Origin of the sequence: Microbispora sp. GKU 823, assembly GCF_002027145.1 — a bacterium.
In the GTDB taxonomy this organism is placed as follows: Bacteria; Actinomycetota; Actinomycetes; order Streptosporangiales; family Streptosporangiaceae; genus Microbispora; species Microbispora siamensis.
Genome location: NZ_MWJN01000117.1, coordinates 1 through 18,000, shown reverse-complemented (window position 1 = coordinate 18,000; position 18,000 = coordinate 1). Strand labels below are relative to the sequence as shown.

The 18,000-nt window shown below is 71.3% G+C and carries 16 protein-coding genes and 1 pseudogene; 11 read left to right on the top strand and 6 right to left on the bottom strand.

Annotation, left to right across the window (positions count from 1 at the left end; all coding sequences use genetic code 11):
- Positions 1 to 9 precede the first annotated feature (9 nt).
- Genes B1L11_RS38010 through B1L11_RS37990 form a run of 5 tightly spaced genes read left to right on the top strand, consistent with a single transcriptional unit; the run spans position 10 to position 4,987 of the window.
- Entirely contained in the window at positions 10 to 1,560 is a 1,551-nt protein-coding gene (locus tag B1L11_RS38010; protein ID WP_079320089.1) for an ABC transporter substrate-binding protein, read from the top strand.
- 22 nt (positions 1,561 to 1,582) lie between these two features.
- Positions 1,583 to 2,560, top strand: coding sequence for an ABC transporter permease (locus B1L11_RS38005; protein WP_079320088.1), 978 nt, complete (start codon positions 1,583 to 1,585; stop codon positions 2,558 to 2,560).
- The gene (locus B1L11_RS38000; protein WP_079320087.1) at positions 2,557 to 3,396 is read left to right on the top strand and encodes an ABC transporter permease; all 840 of its coding nucleotides are present in this window, start codon (positions 2,557 to 2,559) and stop codon (positions 3,394 to 3,396) included. The genes B1L11_RS38005 and B1L11_RS38000 overlap by 4 nt, the downstream gene beginning before the upstream one ends.
- Positions 3,393 to 4,235, top strand: coding sequence for an ABC transporter ATP-binding protein (locus B1L11_RS37995; protein ID WP_218671554.1), 843 nt, complete (start codon positions 3,393 to 3,395; stop codon positions 4,233 to 4,235). The genes B1L11_RS38000 and B1L11_RS37995 overlap by 4 nt, the downstream gene beginning before the upstream one ends.
- A complete protein-coding gene (locus B1L11_RS37990; protein ID WP_079320085.1) occupies positions 4,232 to 4,987 on the top strand; it encodes an ABC transporter ATP-binding protein in 756 nt (251 codons plus the stop codon). The genes B1L11_RS37995 and B1L11_RS37990 overlap by 4 nt, the downstream gene beginning before the upstream one ends.
- Here B1L11_RS37990 and B1L11_RS37985 read toward each other — a convergent pair.
- The 3 genes from B1L11_RS37985 to B1L11_RS37975 form a co-directional block, all read right to left on the bottom strand.
- The gene (locus B1L11_RS37985) at positions 4,984 to 6,180 is read right to left on the bottom strand and encodes an amidohydrolase family protein (RefSeq protein ID WP_079320084.1); all 1,197 of its coding nucleotides are present in this window, start codon (positions 6,178 to 6,180) and stop codon (positions 4,984 to 4,986) included. The genes B1L11_RS37990 and B1L11_RS37985 overlap by 4 nt on opposite strands.
- Positions 6,181 to 6,249: 69 nt before the next feature.
- A complete protein-coding gene (locus tag B1L11_RS37980) occupies positions 6,250 to 7,035 on the bottom strand; it encodes an SURF1 family protein (RefSeq protein WP_079320083.1) in 786 nt (261 codons plus the stop codon).
- A gap of 37 nt (positions 7,036 to 7,072) precedes the next feature.
- Positions 7,073 to 7,540: a helix-turn-helix domain-containing protein gene (locus B1L11_RS37975; RefSeq protein ID WP_218671553.1), complete on the bottom strand. Its 468-nt coding sequence runs from the start codon at positions 7,538 to 7,540 to the stop codon at positions 7,073 to 7,075.
- Positions 7,541 to 7,620: 80 nt separating this feature from the next.
- On the opposite strand from B1L11_RS37975, the gene B1L11_RS37970 reads away from it, so the two are divergent.
- The 3 genes and pseudogenes from B1L11_RS37970 to B1L11_RS37960 all read left to right on the top strand — a co-directional run bounded on the left by B1L11_RS37970 (position 7,621) and on the right by B1L11_RS37960 (position 10,215).
- Positions 7,621 to 8,139, top strand: coding sequence for a GNAT family N-acetyltransferase (locus B1L11_RS37970; protein ID WP_079320081.1), 519 nt, complete (start codon positions 7,621 to 7,623; stop codon positions 8,137 to 8,139).
- Positions 8,136 to 8,726: a TetR/AcrR family transcriptional regulator gene (locus B1L11_RS37965; protein WP_079320080.1), complete on the top strand. Its 591-nt coding sequence runs from the start codon at positions 8,136 to 8,138 to the stop codon at positions 8,724 to 8,726. The genes B1L11_RS37970 and B1L11_RS37965 overlap by 4 nt, the downstream gene beginning before the upstream one ends.
- Before the next feature lie 11 nt (positions 8,727 to 8,737).
- Positions 8,738 to 10,215, top strand: a pseudogene (locus B1L11_RS37960) (methyltransferase).
- A gap of 257 nt (positions 10,216 to 10,472) precedes the next feature.
- On the opposite strand, the gene B1L11_RS37955 reads toward B1L11_RS37960, so the two are convergent.
- Positions 10,473 to 13,469 carry an AfsR/SARP family transcriptional regulator gene (locus B1L11_RS37955; RefSeq protein WP_079320079.1) on the bottom strand — a complete coding sequence of 999 codons (2,997 nt, stop codon included), beginning with the start codon at positions 13,467 to 13,469 and terminating at the stop codon, positions 10,473 to 10,475.
- Between the two features lie 227 nt (positions 13,470 to 13,696).
- Between B1L11_RS37955 and B1L11_RS37950 the strand changes: the two genes are divergently transcribed.
- Positions 13,697 to 14,230, top strand: a complete 534-nt coding sequence (locus tag B1L11_RS37950) for a hypothetical protein (RefSeq protein WP_079320078.1) — start codon at positions 13,697 to 13,699, stop codon at positions 14,228 to 14,230.
- Positions 14,231 to 14,307: 77 nt separating this feature from the next.
- On the opposite strand, the gene B1L11_RS37945 is transcribed toward B1L11_RS37950, so the two are convergent.
- Positions 14,308 to 14,964: a GNAT family N-acetyltransferase gene (locus B1L11_RS37945; protein ID WP_079320098.1), complete on the bottom strand. Its 657-nt coding sequence runs from the start codon at positions 14,962 to 14,964 to the stop codon at positions 14,308 to 14,310.
- A 182-nt stretch (positions 14,965 to 15,146) separates the two neighbouring features.
- Positions 15,147 to 16,712, bottom strand: coding sequence for an FAD-dependent oxidoreductase (locus tag B1L11_RS37940; protein ID WP_079320077.1), 1,566 nt, complete (start codon positions 16,710 to 16,712; stop codon positions 15,147 to 15,149).
- Positions 16,713 to 16,784: 72 nt separating this feature from the next.
- Between B1L11_RS37940 and B1L11_RS37935 the strand changes: the two genes are divergently transcribed.
- Together B1L11_RS37935 and B1L11_RS37930 are read left to right on the top strand one after the other, a co-directional pair.
- A complete protein-coding gene (locus B1L11_RS37935) occupies positions 16,785 to 17,414 on the top strand; it encodes a TetR/AcrR family transcriptional regulator (RefSeq protein ID WP_079320076.1) in 630 nt (209 codons plus the stop codon).
- Between the two features lie 158 nt (positions 17,415 to 17,572).
- The coding region (locus B1L11_RS37930; RefSeq protein ID WP_143737841.1) for a hypothetical protein at positions 17,573 to 18,000 on the top strand (428 nt) is incomplete at its 3' end.

Genomic DNA, 18,000 nt, shown 5'->3' with positions numbered 1-18,000 from the left:
GGAGAAACAGTGAACAGCAAGACGACGTCGCTGATCGGCGCCGCACTCGTGCTCGCGCTCGCCCTCACCGGGTGCGGGTCGGGCTCCTCCGGCTCGGCCGGGTCCTCCGCCTCCACGGGCGGCGCCGGGGCGACGGCGGCGTACGACCCGGACGCGACGATCGAGATCGGGTCGCTCTACGAGCCGCAGAACCTCGACAACACGGCCGGGGGCGGACAGGGCGTGACGGAGGCGTTCAACGGCAACGTCTACGAGAGCCTGTTCAGGCTCACCGACGACGGCAAGGTCGAGAGCCTGCTGGCGAAGGACCACACGGTGAGCAAGGACGGACTCACGTACACCTTCACGCTGAGGAGCGGCGTGAAGTTCCACTCGGGCAAGCCGCTCACCTCGGCCGACGTCAAGTACAGCATCGAGAAGGTCACCGGTCCCGACTCCCAGTCGGCCCGCAAGAGCAGCCTCGGCGTGATCAAGAGCATCGACACGCCGGACGACTCCACGGTCACGGTGAAGCTCTCCAGCAAGTCGATCTCGCTCGTCTACAACCTCAGCTACGTGTGGATCGTCAACTCCCAGGCCAAGAGCCTGACGACCACGGAGGACGGCACCGGCCCCTACACGCTGGGGACCTGGAAGCGCGGCTCCTCGCTCACCCTCGAGCGCTTCCCCGGCTACTGGGGCACCCCGGCGACCAACAAGCAGGTCGTGTTCCACTACTTCACCGACGCCACCGCGCTGAACAACGCCCTGCTGACCAAGGCGGTCGACGTCGTGACCAGCGAGCAGAGCCCCGACGCGCTGGCGAACTTCGAGAACAACGGGGACTACAAGGTCAACAACGGCCAGTCGACGACCAAGCTGCTGCTGGCGTTCAACGACCGCAAGGCGCCCTTCGACAAGGTGCTCGTCCGCAAGGCGATCACCTCGGCGATCGACAACAAGAAGCTGCTGAGCTCGATCTGGGGCAAGTACGGCACGCTGATCGGCTCGATGGTGCCGCCCACCGACCCCTGGTACGAGGACCTCACCTCGGTCAACCCGTACGACCCCAACCTGGCGAAGAAGGAGCTCGCCGAGGCGGGCTACGGGAGCGGCTTCTCCTTCACGCTCGACACGCCGAACTACGACCCCCACCCCACCGTCGCGACGTTCGTGAAGTCGGAACTGGCGAAGGTCGGGATCACCGTGAACATCAACGTCATCACGGCCGACGAGTGGTACACCAAGGTCTACAAGAACCGCGACTTCGCGGCGACGCTGCAGGAGCACGTCAACGACCGCGACGTGGTCTGGTACGGCAACCCCGACTTCTACTGGGGCTACGACAACCCGCAGGTCACCAAGTGGGTCGAGCAGGCCGAGCAGTCCGACACGGCCGACGGGCAGACGGAGCTGCTCAAGAAGGTCAACCAGCAGATCGCCGCCGACGCGGCCAGCGACTGGCTCTACCTCTATCCGCAGATCGTCGTGGCGTCCTCGTCGCTGTCGGGCTACCCCGTGAACGGCCTGAACTCGCAGTTCTACGCGTACGGCATCAAGAAGAGCGGCGGCCGGGGCTGACGCCCGCGTCCGCGACGTCCTCATGACCGTTTATCTGCTGCGCCGGACGGCGTTCCTCGTCGTCTCGCTGTTCCTGGCCGCCGTGGTGCTGTTCCTGCTGCTGCGCCTGCTTCCGGGCGACCCCGCCAACGCGCTGCTGTCGGTCGGGGCGAGCCCGGAGCAGGTCGCGGCCGCCCGTCACCAGATCGGGACGGATCGGCCGCTGCCCGTGCAGTTCGTCTCGTGGCTCGGCGAGATGTCGAGGCTGGACCTCGGCACCTCGTTCGTCAGCACGCTTCCCGTGGGCCCCGAGATCGCCGCCCGCCTCGTCGTGACGGTTCCGCTGACCCTGCTCGCCTTCCTGCTGGCCGTCGTGATCGCCGTACCGGTCGGTTTCGTCGCGGCCTACCGGGCGGGCACCTGGTATGGCTCGGTGCTCAGCGCGCTGTCGCAACTCGGCATCGCGGTGCCCGTCTTCTGGGTGGGCATGCTGCTGATCACGGTGTTCTCGCTCCACCTCGGCGTGCTGCCGGCCGGAGGGTTCCCCCAGGACGACTGGGCGAACCCGGGCGACGCGCTCACCTCGCTGACGCTGCCGGTCGTCACGATCGCCCTCGTCATGTCGGCCTCCCTGATCCGCTACGTCCGGTCGGCCACCCTCGACGTGCTGGGCAGCGACTACCTGCGTACGGCGCGGGCGCTCGGCTCGTCGTTCATCGGGGCGATGTGGCGGCACGGCCTGCGCAACGCGGTGGTCCCGGTCGTCTCGATCCTGGGCATCGAGCTCGCCACCACTTTCCTCGGCGCGGTCGTGGTGGAGAGCGTGTTCGCGCTGCCGGGGCTCGGCGGCATGCTCGTGAAGGGCTTCGCGCAGCACGACTATCCGGTCATCCAGGGGATCCTGGTGGTGAGCACGTTCGCCGTGCTGCTCATCGGGTTCGCGGCCGACCTCGTCCAGCGGCTCATCGATCCGCGGCTGCGCCGCTCGCTCGGCGGGAACCTCTCCGGGGACGGCGCATGACCACGCTGACCACGCGCCGCCGCGTCCCCCGGTCGGCGACGCTGATCGCCGGTTGCGTCCTCGCCGGTCTCGTCCTCGCCGTGGCCGTCCTGTCGTTCTTCTGGCTGCCCTATGCGCCGGACGACACCTCGGGCGACCGGCTGATGCCCCCGGGCCTGCCTCACCTGCTCGGGACCGACAAGCTCGGCAGGGACCTGCTCACCCAGCTCATGATCGGTGCGAGGGTCGCCCTGGAGGCGGGAGCGGGGTCGGTGCTGATCGGCGGGCTCGTGGGCCTGGCGGGCGGCCTCGCCGCCGGCTTCGCCACCCGCTGGCTCGACGACACGATCTCGGCCCTCCTGGACATCCTCATCGCCTTCCCGACCGTGCTCCTGGCCATGCTCGTGACCGCCGCGCGAGAGGCGTCGCTCGGTTCGGCGGTCATCGCGATCGGGCTGGCGATGTCGGCGATCGTGGCCCGGCTCACCCGGGTGCTGGTCAAGCGCGTCCTGGCCCAGGACTTCATCACGGCCTCGCGCACCTCGGGGACGTCCTGGCCCCGGATCATCCTCGAACACGTGCTGCCGAACATCTGGCCGACGCTGTCGGTCAACCTGGCGCTGCAGTTCGGGCTGGCCGTCCTGGCAGAGGCGAGCCTGTCCTATCTCGGCCTGGGCGCGCCGCCCCCGAACGCCTCCTGGGGGCGGATGCTCCAGGAGGCCCAGGCGAGCGTGTTCATCGCCCCGGCGGGGGTGATCGCCCCCGGCGTCCTGCTCGTCGTCCTCGTCGTCGGCGTCAACCTCATCGCCGACGGCGTGCGCGACGTGGCCGACCCGACCCGGAGGAGGACGAGGTGACAGGGGATCGGGTGACCCTTCTCGCCGTGGCGGGGCTGCACGTGCGGAGCCCCGAGGGCCGCGACCTCGTCTCGGACGTGTCGTTCACGCTGGACGCGGGCGAGCGGCTGGGCCTGATCGGGGAGTCGGGATCGGGCAAGTCCATGACCGCCCTGGCGATCACGGGACTCACGCCTCCCGGCATGACCGTCTCGGGCAGTGTCGTGTTCGACGCGCCCGGGCTCGGCCGCACCGAGGTCGTGGGGGCGGGGGAGCGGCGGCTCACCTCGCTGCGCGGCCGGGCGACGAGCACGGTCTTCCAGGAGCCGCTCACCGCCCTCGACCCGCTCATGCGCGTGGGCCGTCAGGTGGCCGAGCCGCTCCGGCGCAGGAGGGGCCTGCGCGGACGGGCCCTGGACGCGGCGGTGACGGCCGCGCTCGAGGAGGTGCGACTGCCCGATCCCGAGCGGATCGCCCGGGCGTACCCCCACGAGATCTCCGGCGGCCAGCGTCAGCGGGTGGCGATCGCCATGGCCCTCGCCTGCGACCCCGCTCTGCTCATCGCGGACGAGCCCACGACCGCCCTGGACGTCACCGTGCAGGCCGACGTCCTCGCGCTGCTCGACGGCCTGGTGCGGGAAAGGGGGATGGCACTGCTGTTCATCAGCCACGACCTGGCGGTCGTCTCGCGCATCGCCGAGCGCGTCATCGTCCTGAAGGACGGCGCGGCGGTGGAGTCCGGGAGCATCGACGATGTCGTCAACGCGCCGCGCCACCCGTACACAAGGCAGCTGGTGGGCAGCGCGCGGCGGCTCGACAGCGCCCTCGACGATGTGCTCGACGACTGGAGGGCGCCATGACCCGGCCCATCCTGGAGGTGCGGGACGCCGGCTTCGCCTACGGCCGCTCGGCCCCCGTGCTCACGGACGTCTCGGTCGCCGTCACCCCCGGACGCAGCCTCGCGCTGGTGGGAGAGTCGGGCGCGGGCAAGACCACGCTGCAGCGCCTGCTGCTCGGGCTGGCCAGGCCGACGAGCGGACAGGTCCTCTACGAGGGCAGGGATCTCGCGCCGCGCGACCGGGCCCTGATGCGGGAGTTCCGGCGCGGCGTGCAGACGGTGTTCCAGGACCCGTACTCGTCCCTCGACCCCCGGCAGCGGGTGGGCAGGATCGTGTCGGAACCCCTCCGTTCGCTGGGCCTCAGGGAGAACATGGCCGCCCGCGTCGCGGCGGCCCTGGACGCGGTCGGACTGCCCGAGGACGCCGCGAGCCGCTATCCGCAGGAGTTCTCGGGAGGGCAGCGGCAGCGCATCGCCATCGCGCGGGCGATCGTGTGCGAGCCCCGCGTGCTGCTCGCGGACGAGCCGGTCAGCGCGCTCGACGTCTCCACCCGCGTACGCATCGTCGACCTGCTGCACGAGCTTCGGGAGACCCGAGCGCTCACGGTCGTGATGGTGTCGCACGACCTGGCCGTGGTGGCCGCCCTCTGCCAGGAGGTGGCCGTGCTGGAGCGGGGCCGGATCGTTGAGCGGGGCGACACCGCCCAGGTGCTCGGCGCTCCCCGCCACCCCTACACGCGACGGCTGATCGACAGCGTCCCCCGGCTGCCTTAGAGCTGCTCCTGCCGCAGCCAGGCCCGCGAGGGCAGCGGGTGGCCGAACAGGCGGGCGGCGTTGCCGTACGAGACCCTGGCGATGTCGGCGGGCGGCAGGCTGCCGAGGTTGCGGGCCACCGCGCGCTGGGTGTCGGGCCAGGTGGACTCCGCGCGCGGGTAGCCGGCCTCCAGCAGCACGCGCTCCATGCCCACGGCGAGCCGTACCGAGCTCAGCGCGCTGTCGTCGAGCGTGCCGAAGAAGAAGTTGCGCCGCAGCACCTCGCTGGGCTTGAGGCCGCCCTCCCAGCTCGGCTCGCCGGCGACCGGGTGGTCGAGCGCGTAGTCGGCCCGCTCGGCCAGCATCGGCAGCCACCCGACGCCGCCCTCCACGATGAGGATGCGCAGCTTGGGGAAGCGCAGCGCCACCCCCGACCACAGCCAGTCGGCGCAGGCGAACATCGCGCTCGCCGGGATCAGCGTGGTGATCGCCTCGACCGGGGTGTCCGGCGAGGGCACCGGCGCCCAGGAGGACGCGCCGGTGTGCAGGCACACGACCGTCCCGGTCTCCTCGCAGGCGGCGAAGAACGGGTCCCAGTGGCCGCTGTGGATGGACGGAAGGCGCAGCCGGGTGGGGAACTCGGGGAAGACGACGGCCTTGAAACCGCGTGACGCGTTGGCCCTGATCTCCTTCGCCGCGATCTCCGGGTCGGGGAGCCAGGGAAGCTGGAGCGCGATCATGCGCTCGGGGTAGGTGCCTGCCCACACGTCGACGTGCCAGTCGTTCCAGGCCCGCACGAGCGCGAGCCCGAGATCCTGGTCGCGGGTGCGGCCGAACGCCACCCCCGCCTGGCTGGCCAGCATGCCGGGGAAGCACAGGGCCGCCCAGATCCCGGCCCGGTCCATGTCGCCGATCCGGGCCTCGATGTCGTAGCAGCCCGGCCGCATGTCCTCGAAACGGACGGGGTCGAGCGTCCACTGTTCCTTGGGCAGGCCCGCGCCGACGTCGAGCCCGGCGCAGGGATAGGTGGCGCCGCCGTACCGCCACACCTGGTGGCCCGACTCGGTCTCCACGACCTTGGGCGCGAGGTCCTTGTACTTCTCCGGGAGGCGGTCCTCGAAGAGGTCGGCCGGCTCGATCAGGTGATCATCGACCGAGATGATCACGTAGTCCCGCCGCCTCGGCTCTGGGTCGGGATGCAGCGGCGTAGTCACGGTAGTAAACGGTAGGGCCAAGGGATAACACCGTACAAGCTGCGAGGTCTCCGGTTGGTATCCGTTCGCTCACCTTGCGGTGCGTACGGTCACATCCTGTGACTCCTGCTCCGTCCGGAGGTCACGGGCCTCCCGGCGCACCAGCAGCACCCAGCCGCCCACCGCGATCCCGATGAACAGCCACCACTGCACGGCGTACGCCAGGTTGAGCCCGCCACCGGCGCCCACGTCCGGCGGGGGCAGGAGTTCGGGCGCGGGACCGCCCTGCGGCTGCTGCGCGGTGAGCTCCACGAACCCGCCGAAGACCGCGTACGGCAGGCCCTGGGCGATGCGGGGCGTGTCGATCAGCAGGATCTGCCCGGACGGCAGCCCGGGCCGGTTCCTGATGCCGGTGTTGTCCTGCGTCTCGGCCGGGCGGAGCCGTCCGGTGACGGTCACCTCTCCGGTGGGCGGCGCGGGCACCTGCGGCGGGGCGTCGGCGGTCGCCCCGGCCGGGACCCAGCCCCGGTTCACCAGCACGGCGCCCTGCGGCGTGACGAGCGGGGTGACCACGTAGAACCCGACGCGGCTGTTGAGGGTGCGCCTGCGCACCACGAGCTCGTGGGCGGGGTCGTACCGCCCGGTGGCGGTGACGAGGCGATACCTGTCCCTCTCCGGCACGGACGCGCCGGTCCGGTCCAGCCGGTCGAGCGGCACCGGTGCGGCGGCGAGGTTGGCGGTGATCCTCGCGCTGTCGGCCGACCGCTCCTCGAACCGCCCCCACTGCCACCTTCCCAGGAAGAAGAAGGCGGGGATCAGCACGAGCACGAGCAGGTGCAGCCCGACCCAGCGGCGCGAGAGGAGGAACCGGTACACGCCACCAGCCTAGGCAGCGCCATGACCGGTCTCACCGTCAGGCCGGGGTGCTGAGGCGGGCGCCGGGGCCGGGGCGGGGGGTCACCTCGCGCGGGCCGCCGACCTCGTGGCCCTCCTCGCACACCAGGTGCAGCGCGACGGGCGCCCCGCAGTCGCGGTGGGTCACCACGACCGGCGGCCCCTCGGGATCGGCCACATAGCGGTCGCCCCAGTTCATGAGGGCGATCATGATCGGGTAGAGGTCGAGGCCCTTCTGGGTAAGCCGGTACTCGTCGCGCTGGCGCTGGCCGGGCTCCTGGTAGGGCACCTTGCGCAGCAGGCCCTCGTCCACGAGCCGGGACAGCCGCGCGCTCAGCACCTGCCGGGGCGCGCCGGTGCGCGTCTGAAGGTCGGCGAACCGCCGGATGCCGTTGAACGCCTCCCGGAGGACCAGGAACGTCCACTTCTCGCCGAGCACGGCGAGGGTTCGCTCGATGGAGCAGTTGTCCACCCGGTAACGCCGCATGTCGCGCATCGTAACCACAACATCCTCCCGGCATCTAAGTCTACTTGACAGACTCAGCAGGCTCGGGGGAAGCTGAGTCCATGTTGGGAACTCAGGCCAGGCCCATCGTGGACATCCGTGCGGCGTGTCCGGGCGACGACGAGGAGCGGGTGCGGCTCTTCCTGGAGGGGCTGTCGCCGGCCACGCTGACGAACCGCTTCTTCGTCGGCCCGGGCCGGCCGAGCGCGAGCCTGATCCGCGCGATGATCGCGCGCGACGACAGGAGGGACGCGCTGCTCGCGCTGCACGGCGACGCCGTGATCGGGCACGCCATGAGCCACCTGGCGGAGGGTGAGGCGGAGATCGCGGTCGTGGTGGACGACCGGTGGCAGAACCTCGGTGTGGGCTCGCGGCTCGTGCGCACCCTCCTGCGGCGGGCGTCCGTACGCGGCGCGGTCGTCGTCGGCATGGACGTCATGACGGAGAACCGGCGGGTCCTGTCCATGGTGCGCAGGGCCTGGCCCTCTGCCACAATCGACACACACGGCACATCCGTCGAGATCAAAGCCGACCTTGCGTTTGCAGAACAAGGTTCTGTTGGTTCACCATTGACTATGTGAAGAACGCGAAGAGCGGACGAGACGGCAGGGCCAGGATCATCGAGGGCGCCCTGCGCAGGTTCAGCCAGAGCGGGGTGTCGGCCACCACCCTGGCCAGCCTCCGGCAGGAGAGCGGCGTCAGCGTCGGCAGCTTCTACCACCACTTCACGAGCAAGGAACACGTCTTCGGCGTGCTCTACGCCGAGATCCTGGACATGTACCAGGACGCCTTCGTCAGCGAACTCGTCCGCCACGAGGACGCCCGGGCCGGCATCGAGGCCATCGTCGCCATGCACATGGCCTGGTGCGGCGAGCACCCCGAGCGCGCCCGCCTGCTGATCAGCGAGCGCCCGCCCCGGCGCAACGAGCCCGGCGGGCCTGAGGTCGCCGAGTCGAGACGCGAGTTCTTCCGGCAGGTCGCCGACTGGTGGCGGCCGCACATGAAGGACGGCGTGCTCCGCCCCGTCCCCGCCACCATGTGCTACGTGCTGTGGCTCGGCCCGGCGCAGGAGATGTGCCGCCTGTGGTTCAGCGGCGCCCACCAGCCCACGCAGGAGGAGATCCGCGAGCTGGGCGAGGCCGCCTGGAACAGCCTCAAGATGCCGTAGCCCCGCGATAGATTCGAGGCGTGGACGCCCCTTCTGACCTGGTCCGGCGGCTTCGCGACAGATTCGTGGAGGCCGGTTACACGAACGACGGCGTGCGTGAGCGGCTGGGCGACATGGCCGCCTCCGCCCTGGCCCGTGAGGAGATCGTGCCCGCGCTGCGCGCCACCAGGGACGCCGACCCCCTCGCCACGCTGATCCGACTGTGGTGGCTGGGCGCTCCGGTCAGCCTGGCCGCCGCCGACCTCCCATTGCAGGACCTCATCGAGGCCGGGCTGCTGGTGCGCCTGGGCGACTCCGTGCAGGCCACCGTGCACCTCCAGCCGTGGGACACCGGAACGGGCGACCCGGCGTACGTCGTGTCCGACCGCAAGGTGCGGCCCGGCGACCCCTCCCTGCGGACCGACCACGTGGTGGGAGCGGGCGGCGCCTCGGCCAACCTCGCCCAGCTCGGCTGGACCGCCCCGGTCGGCCGGGCGCTCGACCTCGGCACCGGCTGCGGCGTGCAGGTGCTGCACCTGGCGCCCAGGGCGGAGCACGTCGTCGCGACCGACGTGAACCGCAGGGCCTGCGGCTGGCCCGCCTCAGCTGGGGCCTGTCCGGCGTGACCGGCGTCGAGGCGCGCGAGGGCTCGACGTACGACCCGGTGGACGGCGAGCGGTTCGACCTCGTGGTGTCCAACCCGCCGTTCGTCATCGCGCCCGAGGCCAGGTACACCTACCGGGAGGCCGGGCGGCGCGGCGACGAGTTCTGCCGCGACCTCGTACGGCGCACGCCCCGCCACCTCGCCCAGGGCGGCCAGGCGCGCTTCCTCGCCAACTGGCTGCACGTCAAGGGCGAGGACTGGCAGGACAGGGTGGGCGGCTGGCTCGCGGAGACCGGCTGCGACGGCTGGGCGGTGCAGCGCGACGTGCAGGACCCGGCCGAGTACGTCGAGCTGTGGCTGCGGGACTCCGCGGAACACGGCACGTCGGCCTACCGGGAGCGTTACGACGAGTGGCTCGGCTGGTTCGAGTCGATGGACGTGACCGGCGTCGGCTTCGGCTGGATCGCCCTGCACGACTCCGGCACGCTGAGCCCGCTCGTGCGGGTGGAGGAGATGACGCAGCCGGTCGAGCCGCCGTCCGGCGCGCTGGTCGAGGAGGTCCTGCGCGCGGCGCGCGCCGCCCACGAACTGTCCGACGACGACCTGCTCGACGCGCGGCTGAAGGTCGCCGAGGGCGTCGTGGAGGAACGCGTCGGCCCGCCCGGCGCCGACGACCCCTCCCGCATCGCCCTGCGGCAGACCCGGGGTGCGCGCCGTACGGTCGCCGTGGGGACGGTGGAGGCGGCCCTGGCGGGGGTGTGCGACGGTGATCTGCCCACGCGCCCGCTGCTCGCCGCGATCGCCGAGCTGACCGGCGAGGACCCTGCCGCGGTGCTCCGCGACGCCCCCGGGGCACTGCGCCCCCTGATCGCCGAGGGCTTCCTGACGGTTGCAAGCCTCCGTTGATCGGAGTTTGAACGGCCCGGGCGACAGTGGTCCTGTGCGGGCTTCGGGGGGGTTCGAAGCCCGCGCAGAAGCCCGGCCGGTCGTCAACGTGAGGCGGCGAGTCGCCACGGGGCGCACCGGAAGGATCCGGGCCCCTGCGCGCCCCAGTGGCGACAGGCGGCCGGCCGGGCGGTTCCAGCCCCCACAAGCGGAGATCGGTGGTCGATGTGATCAACCACGTCCGGATGAGCCGGCTCGACGACGACCTGCGGTTCGACTCAGGTCTCGACCTGCTGGCGCAGGAGCGCGCGGATGTCGTCGGCCTCGGGAGAGCCGAGCCGGGTGAAGATGTCGAGGGCCTTGACCAGGGCGTCCCTGCCCCGGCCGGTCTCCCCGAGGCTCGCGAGGGCCTTGCCGAGGGCGGCCAGTGACTGCGCCTCGCCGTACGGGTGGGTGATCTCGCGGCTCACGGTCAGCGCCTGCTCGGCGTGCCGGGCGGCCTCGGCGAACCGCCCGGCGGCGATGAAGGTGGCGGCCAGCCGGTAGCAGACCCGCTGCTCCCAGACCCGCTGGTTGCTCGCGCGGAAGAAGGCCAGGCACTCGGCGTGGTGGACGACGGCCTCGTTGAGCCGCCCGACATGTGACAGCACGTTGCCGAGGTGGTAGCGGGCGCGGGCCATCCCGGCGCCGCTGCCGATCTCGGAGAAGACCGCCAGCCCGCGCTCGGCCGCCGCGATGGCGTCGTCCGGCCGCCCGAGGCCCAGGTGGTCGCGGGCCGAGTAGCACGACGCCAGCGCCTCGCCCGCGGGGTTGCCCGTCTCCCGGTGGACCGCGGTCGCCCGGTCGAACCATTCGAGCGCCTCGGTGTGGCGGCGCCGGCGGCCGGCGACGACCGCCAGCGCGTTGCACGTCTCGCCCAGCACGATGTGGTCGCCGGTCTCCTCGCCCAGCGTCCGCGCGGCGAGGAAATGGGCCTCGGCGTCGGCCAGCCGGTTCGCGCCGAACAGCACCCGGCCCAGCACGTAGCGGCAGCGCAGCTCGCCGCGTCGCTCACCGGCCCGGCGCGTCGCCGTCAGCAGGGCCGAGGTGCGCTGCTCGAAGTCTCGCTGGTTGGTGCCCGACTCCAGCAGCGGCTCCATCGCCAGCAGCAGGTCGGCCGCTGCGAGCAGGTCCTCACCCGACGCGTCCTGGGCCGCAGCCGCCTGGGCCACGGCTCCGAACATGTCCTCGGCCTCGGCCGACAACCAGGCCACGGCCTCGTCCGCCGAGGAGAAGGAATGGCCCCGCACGCCCAGGTCGGTGAGGTTGTCGGCGATCGCGCTGCCCTCGTACGCCAGCCGGTGGGCCGCGCCCGCCGACGCCAGGTAGAAGCCCAGCAGCCGCCGCAGGGCGAGCGCGCGGGCCGCGGGCTCCTCGGCGTCCTCCGCCTGCCGCCGGGCGAACAGCTTGAGCAGGTCGTGGAAGCGGTAGCGGCCCGGCGCGGGCGCCTCAAGCAGGCTGGCGTCGACCAGCGACTCGATCACGTCCTCGGCCTCGGCAGGGGTGAGGTCGAGCACGGCCGCCGCCGCGAAGACCGAGATGCCCGAGCCCGCCGGCAGTGACAGCAGCCGGAACGCCCGCGCCTGCCGGGCGTCGAGCTGGCCGTACCCGAGGGCGAACGTGGCCGAGACCGCCAGGTTGCCGATCTTCATCTCGTCGAGGCGGCGGCGCTCGTCGGCGAGCCGGGGGACGAGCGAGGCCACCGTCCACGACGGCCGGGAGGCGAGCCTGGCCGCGACGATCCGCACGGCCAGCGGCAGGAAGCCGCAGGCGGCGACCACGTCCATGGCGGCGGCCCGTTCCGCCGCCACCCGCTCGGGTCCCGCGACCGCCGCGAGCAGCGACAACGCCTCCTCGGGCTCCATCACGTCGAGGTCGACGAGCCGGGCCGCGGGCAGGTCGGCCAGCTTGCCCCGGCTGGTAATGATCGCGGCGCAGCCCGCCGAGCCGGGCAGCAGGTGCTCGACCTGCTCGGCGTCGCGGGCGTTGTCGAGCAGCACCAGCATCCTGCGGTCGGCGAGCAGCGAACGGAACAGCGCGGAGCGCTCGGCCAGGCCGTCGGGGATCACGTCCATCGGGATGCCGAGAGCGCGCAGGAACGCCACCAGCGCCGTTTCGGGCGCGGTCGGCTCGGCGCCGTATCCCCGCAGGTCGGCGTAGAGCTGGCCGTCGGGGAACAGCTCCTGGGCGAGGTGGGCCACGTGGACGGCCAGGGTCGTCTTGCCCACGCCGCCGATGCCCGACATCGCCGCGATCGGCACGCCCTCTCCCGCCCCCTCCCCGCGGAGCAGCGTGAGCAGCCTCCGCACCAGGCCGGTGCGTCCGGTGAAGTCGGGCACGGCCGCCGGGAGCTGCGCCGGTCTCGGCATCTCGATCGCGGGACCGGTCTCGGCCGTCGCGGCGTCATCGTGGACGTCCTGAGGCGAGAGCCGTACGGGAGGGGGTGTGGGGGCGAGGGAGGGGTCGGCGGCGAGGATCCGCCGGTGCAGGCCGGCCAGCTCGGCCCCGGGTTCGATGCCGAGCTCCTCCACGAGCGCCTGCCGGGTCTCGGTGAAGACCGACAGCGCCTCGGCCTGCCTGCCACAACGGTAGTAGGCGAGCATGAGCTGGGCGCGCAACCGCTCGCGCAGCGGGTGTTCGGCGGCGAGCGCGACCAGCTCGGAGACGATCTCCGCGTGCCGGCCCAGCTCCAGGTCGAGTTCCATGAGCGTCTCGACCGCGCTCATCCGGCGCTCGGCCAGGCGGTCGCGCTGGTGCTCGGCGTACGGGCCGACCGCGCCGGCGAGCGGCTCGCCCGACCACAGGCGCAGGGCCCCGCGCAGCCGCCGGGCGGCCTCCCCGGCCCGGCCCGTACGGCGGTCGGACTCGGCGGCGGCGCACTCGCGCTCGAAGACGGCGAGGTCGAAGCGGGCGGGGTCGAGCCGCAGCGCGTACCCCCGGCCCACGGAGGTCAGCAGCCGCGGCGGGGTCCTCGGAGAACGGTCCGGCTCCAGGACGGTGCGCAGGCGGGAGACGTAGGTGCGCAACGCGCCGAGCGCGCGCGGGGGCGCGTCCTCGCCCCACACGCCGTCGATCATCTCGTCCGGCGTGACCGCGTGGCCCTCCCGCAGCAGGAGCATCGCGAGAATGGAGCGTTGCAAGGGCGTGCCGAGGTCGAGTTCCACGCCGTCGCACCACGCCAGGACAGGTCCGAGCACGGCGAAGCGCAGGCCGTCCGCGGCGGCGTGATCAGGCATGTCGACCTGTCTCCCGATGGCAAGATTTCCGACCAAATGATAGATCGTGCCGCTCGGCGGCAGTAGGACCGAGCGCGCCGGTTCAGTGTGCGTTCAGGTGCTTGAAAGCGGCCTGCAAACCACGGAGAGAGCGCTGAAAGCAGGTTGCAGGCGGGCGGGCCTATCACTGAGGTGCAACCCCGACAGCACCCCGCATCGGGGGATCGTCCTCGAACAGGAGAACCGAAATGCGACGCACCATCACCCTCGGTCTCGCCGCAGCCGCCGCCGTCGCCGCCCTCGGGCTGCCGGCCCTCGCGACCGCCGCCAACGCCGCCCCCGCCTCCGCCGCGTCCGCCTCCCACCACGACGACTGGGACTACGACGGCTGGTGGGGCACCTACTGGTCCTCCAACCACCTCGCCAAGGCCAAGGGCTACGTCGACGTGAACTACGACGACGAGGAGTCGAACCGGGTCCACGTCACCGGCAAGCTGTACGACAACGACCACCGCACCTACAGCGAGGGCGGCAAGTGCGCGTACATCAAGTTCCGCGTGTCGTCCTGGGACGACGGCGAGGACGACTGGTCCTCCAGCTTCAAGTCGTACAAGTACTGCGGCGCCGGCGGCTACAAGCAGATCAACTTCTGGCGCTACGACGTCGCCCAGGTCCAGGCGAAGGTCTGCCAGATCGGTCAGTACAGCAACTTCCCCGTGAAGTGCGGCTCCTGGCACGACATCTACAACGCCTACGAGGACGACTTCGGCTACGACGCCTGACGACCGTCCCCCTCCCGGCACTCCCGCATGACGCGGCCCGTCCCTTCCGGGACGGGCCGCTCTTTTCTATGGGCTGATCACGCTGCTTCCGACGCCGCTTCCAGGAGACCCAGCCTCACGCGGAGACGTTCGCGTACGGCGGGCCACTCGGGACTCAGGATCGAGTAGTAGGCGGTATCTCGGACCGTGTCGTCGGCGCCTCGGCTGTCCGCTCGTCGCACACCGTCGAGGTGCGCGCCGAGGGCCTCGATGGCGGCCCGGGATCGGGTGTTGCGTACGTCTGCCTTGAGGGTGATCCGGTGAACCTGCCAGGTCTCGAAGGCCAGGGAGAGCATCAGGTATTTGCTCTCCCGGTTGACACCGGTGCCCTGGGCCGACGCGGCGAGCCAGGTGTACCCGATGTCCGCGACGGACGGGACCTCGCCCACCGCGCCCTTCGTACCCGGTGGCCAGGGCATCGGGCCCTGCCAGTACTCCAGGTTCATCAGACGGGTGGCACCGACCACGCGGTCGGTGTGCAGCCACCGGATGGCGAAGGGCAGCGTGCGGCCCTCCGCCTGCTCAGCCAAGGCGGCCTCCACGTAGGAGACCATCTCATCCCGGCCAGCGGGAACGCGAGTGAAGGCGTACGTAGAACGGTCTTCACTCGCCGCGGCGACGAGGTCGTCGAGCACCGCGAAGCTGAGCGGTTCCAGGCGCACGGAGCGCCCGGACAGGGTGACAAAAGCGGGCATGAGCACATGATGGGGGCTGCTGACCACGGCTGATACCAAATGACACGAGACATCTTGGCGGGGGCTGGGTTAAGGGGTGTGCCCGGAGGAGAAACCGCAGGTCAGCGCCTTGATCCGGGTCTCGCGTGGCGGGCGGCCAGGGTAAAGATTTGGCCAAAGATCCACGGTGCCCGGCGAACGGTTCAGCGGAGGGCGGCGGGAACGTCCGCGGGCGCGCCGAACCAGGTCTCCAGCGCGTTCGCGAGCCCCTCGGCATCGGCGCCGTCCGGGTCCTCCGCCCAGGCGACGAACCCGTCCGGGCGCACGAGAAGAGCGGCGGGAGCGTGCGGGTCGCGTATCCCCGTCGTGACGGTGGTGACCCGGTCCCCGTAGCCGTCCACCACCGTGCCGCCGAGCCTGGATCCGCTCTGGCGGACGAGCAGGCCGCGCCCGTCGTGGAGGTGATCGGCGAGCCGTGAGCCGTCCTCGAACTCGTAGTCCGGCGCGCTGCGTCCCACCAGGGGATGCCCGCTGTCCCCGGGCATGTCGTACCGCTGCCAGACGCCCGAGATCTTCTTGACGAAGTAGGTGGTGCCGGCGACCGTCTCGATCAGGTCGGCGACCACCGCCCGCGCCGCCCGCGCGTGGGCGTCGGGACGCATCAGGGCGATCTGGGCGCGCGTCCAGTCGAGCACCCAGGCGCCGATCGGGTGCCGCTCCCGCGTGTAGGTGTCGAGCAGCCCTTCCTGCGCCTGCCCTCGTACGACGGCCGCGAGCTTCCAGCCGAGGTTCACGGCGTCGCCCAGCCCCAGGTTCAGCCCCTGCCCGCCGAAGGGCGAATGGACGTGGGCGGCGTCACCGGCCAGCAGCACGCGGCCGAGCCGGTAGGTCGCCGCCTGCCGGGCGTTGTCCGTGAACCGGGTGGCCGTCCTGATCTCCTTGACGACCACGTCGGCGCCCGTGACATACCTGACCGCGTCCTGCAGTTCCTCCGGGGTCACCGGCGCGGTCCTGTCGGCCCCGCTGCGGGCGACGCCGTCGAAGCGCGCGACGAGGATGCGTCCCGGCACCGGCCCGTGGGAGTAGACCCCGGTCGGGGTGGCCTGCCAGCCCACGCCGAGGTGTTCTGTGCCCTCCATCTCCGCGACGGCCTGGTAGGCGGTGATCTCCGGGTCCGTCCCGGGGAACTCGAAGCCGGTCAGCTTGCGCACCGTGCTCCTGCCGCCGTCGCAGCCCACCAGCCAGCGGCCGTGCACCGGGCCGCCGGTCGTGGTGACCGTGACCCGCTCGCCGTCGTCGGTGAAGCCGGTCACCTCCACACCGCGCCGCATCTCGACCCCCAGCTCGGTGGCGCGTACGGCGAGGATCTGTTCGAGCTGCTGCTGCGACACCAGACCGATCTCGGCGGCCGGTCCGTGACCGGACAGGTCCGGGTCGTCGGCGTCCAGCCGATCGGCGCTCAGCATCATCCCGGCGAAGTGGCCGGCGAACCTGGGCGGGGTCCGACGCGGCCCGTCGGCGGGAGCCCGCCCCCGCATGAACGTGGCCATCAGCTCCAGCGTCCGGTCGTGGGCCTCCTTGAGCGCCGGCAGCAGGCCACGCCGGTAGAGCGCCTCCACGCTGGGCGTGTTCAGCGCTCCCGCCTTGATCGTCGGGTCGATCTCGGTGAGCCGTTCGAGCACCACGACGGACGCCCCGCCCAGTCGCAGCTCGCAGGCCAGCATCAGGCCGACCGGTCCCCCGCCGGCCACAACGACGTCGTACGACATCTGTCCTCCCCGTAGTTACCGTTGCTATAAACTTACTGTCACTATAAGTTTTTAGCAACTAGAGTGAGGCGGGTGACGGAAACCTTGGGGCTGCGGGAGCGGAAGAAGCGGCAGACCCGTTCGCTCATCTCGGACGTGGCCTCGGGCCTGTTCATGCAGCGTGGGTTCGACAACGTCACGGTCGCCGAGGTCGCCGAGGCGGCCGGAGTCTCGACCAAGACCGTCTTCAACTACTTCCCCCGCAAGGAGGACCTGTTCCTCGACCGCTACCCGGAGGCGGTCGAGCTGGTCACCCGGGCCGTACGGGAACGGGCCGAGGGGGAGAGCCCGCTCGCCGCGCTGCGCCGGCTGTTCCTCCGCATGCTCAGGGAAGGCCACCCGCTCGGCGGGATCGGCCCCGGATATCAGGTGTTCTGGCAGGTGATCCTGGACTCGCCCGCACTCAGGGCCCGGACGAGGGAACTGGTCGAGGAGTTCGAGGGCGTGCTCGCCGGTCTGTTCGCCGAGGCGTCCGGAACCGACCCGGCCGACCCGGCCCCGAGGCTCGCGGCCGCCCTGGTGGTCGCCGCCTACCGTTCCGTATACGTCACCAGCATCGACAGGATCCGCGCCGGTGATCCCATGCAGGACGTGCTCGCCGACCGCATCGCCCTGCTCGACCGCGCCATGGCCGCCGTCGAACGCGCCGTCGACGCGTTCTGAGTAGCGCCTTACGGCGTTTTTCTGAGTAGCGCCTTCGGCGTTATTGCCCCTTTTTTCGGGTTGACCTGCTGCTCCAACTATTCGCTTCTCGCGGTTGCTGGAGGTAATGAGCAGGTGAAAGAATTCATACAAGTTTTCGAATCTAGCGAGGAGGTGCCATGGATCTGTTCGACCTCGATCCTGAGCGCCTTCGTCGTTCGAATAGCTCTGATAGCTGCTCCGATGGCTCTGACGGCTGGTGGGACCGGTTGACCTCCGGTTCTCCGTTGTGGTCGTCCGAGGGCTCAGCCGCCCGCGAGCACGCGAGCCAGGACCCGAGCGACGACGCGCCCGGCGCCGGTCAGGGTCGGGCCCGGTCGTCGTGGGTGTTGGTTGGTTCTCTTCGTGAGACGGCGCAGGAGCTGGCGCTGACTCCGCTTCCGGATGATGTGGACATTTGCCTGGCCGAGGCCGAGGAGTTGATGTTCGCCCGGGATCGGATCACCTCCGCGTTGGCGGATCGGGTGGGTCGGGTGCATGGTGCGGGGCAGGCCAGGCAGCATGGGCATGCCTCGACCCGGAGTTGGCTGCGTACCGCCGGGGGGAT

What these genes read in the sequence shown, in the direction of transcription:
- B1L11_RS37990 (WP_079320085.1), top strand. Translation starts at nt 4,232, where the DNA reads ATGACCCGGCCCATCCTGGAGGTGCGGGACGCCGGCTTCGCCTACGGC.
- B1L11_RS38000 (WP_079320087.1), top strand. Translation starts at nt 2,557, where the DNA reads ATGACCACGCTGACCACGCGCCGCCGCGTCCCCCGGTCGGCGACGCTG.
- B1L11_RS37945 (WP_079320098.1), bottom strand. Translation starts at nt 14,964, where the DNA reads ATGCCCGCTTTTGTCACCCTGTCCGGGCGCTCCGTGCGCCTGGAACCG.
- B1L11_RS37950 (WP_079320078.1), top strand. Translation starts at nt 13,697, where the DNA reads ATGCGACGCACCATCACCCTCGGTCTCGCCGCAGCCGCCGCCGTCGCC.
- B1L11_RS38005 (WP_079320088.1), top strand. Translation starts at nt 1,583, where the DNA reads ATGACCGTTTATCTGCTGCGCCGGACGGCGTTCCTCGTCGTCTCGCTG.
- B1L11_RS37955 (WP_079320079.1), bottom strand. Translation starts at nt 13,469, where the DNA reads ATGCCTGATCACGCCGCCGCGGACGGCCTGCGCTTCGCCGTGCTCGGA.
- B1L11_RS37940 (WP_079320077.1), bottom strand. Translation starts at nt 16,712, where the DNA reads ATGTCGTACGACGTCGTTGTGGCCGGCGGGGGACCGGTCGGCCTGATG.
- B1L11_RS37970 (WP_079320081.1), top strand. Translation starts at nt 7,621, where the DNA reads ATGTTGGGAACTCAGGCCAGGCCCATCGTGGACATCCGTGCGGCGTGT.
- B1L11_RS37975 (WP_218671553.1), bottom strand. Translation starts at nt 7,540, where the DNA reads ATGCGGCGTTACCGGGTGGACAACTGCTCCATCGAGCGAACCCTCGCC.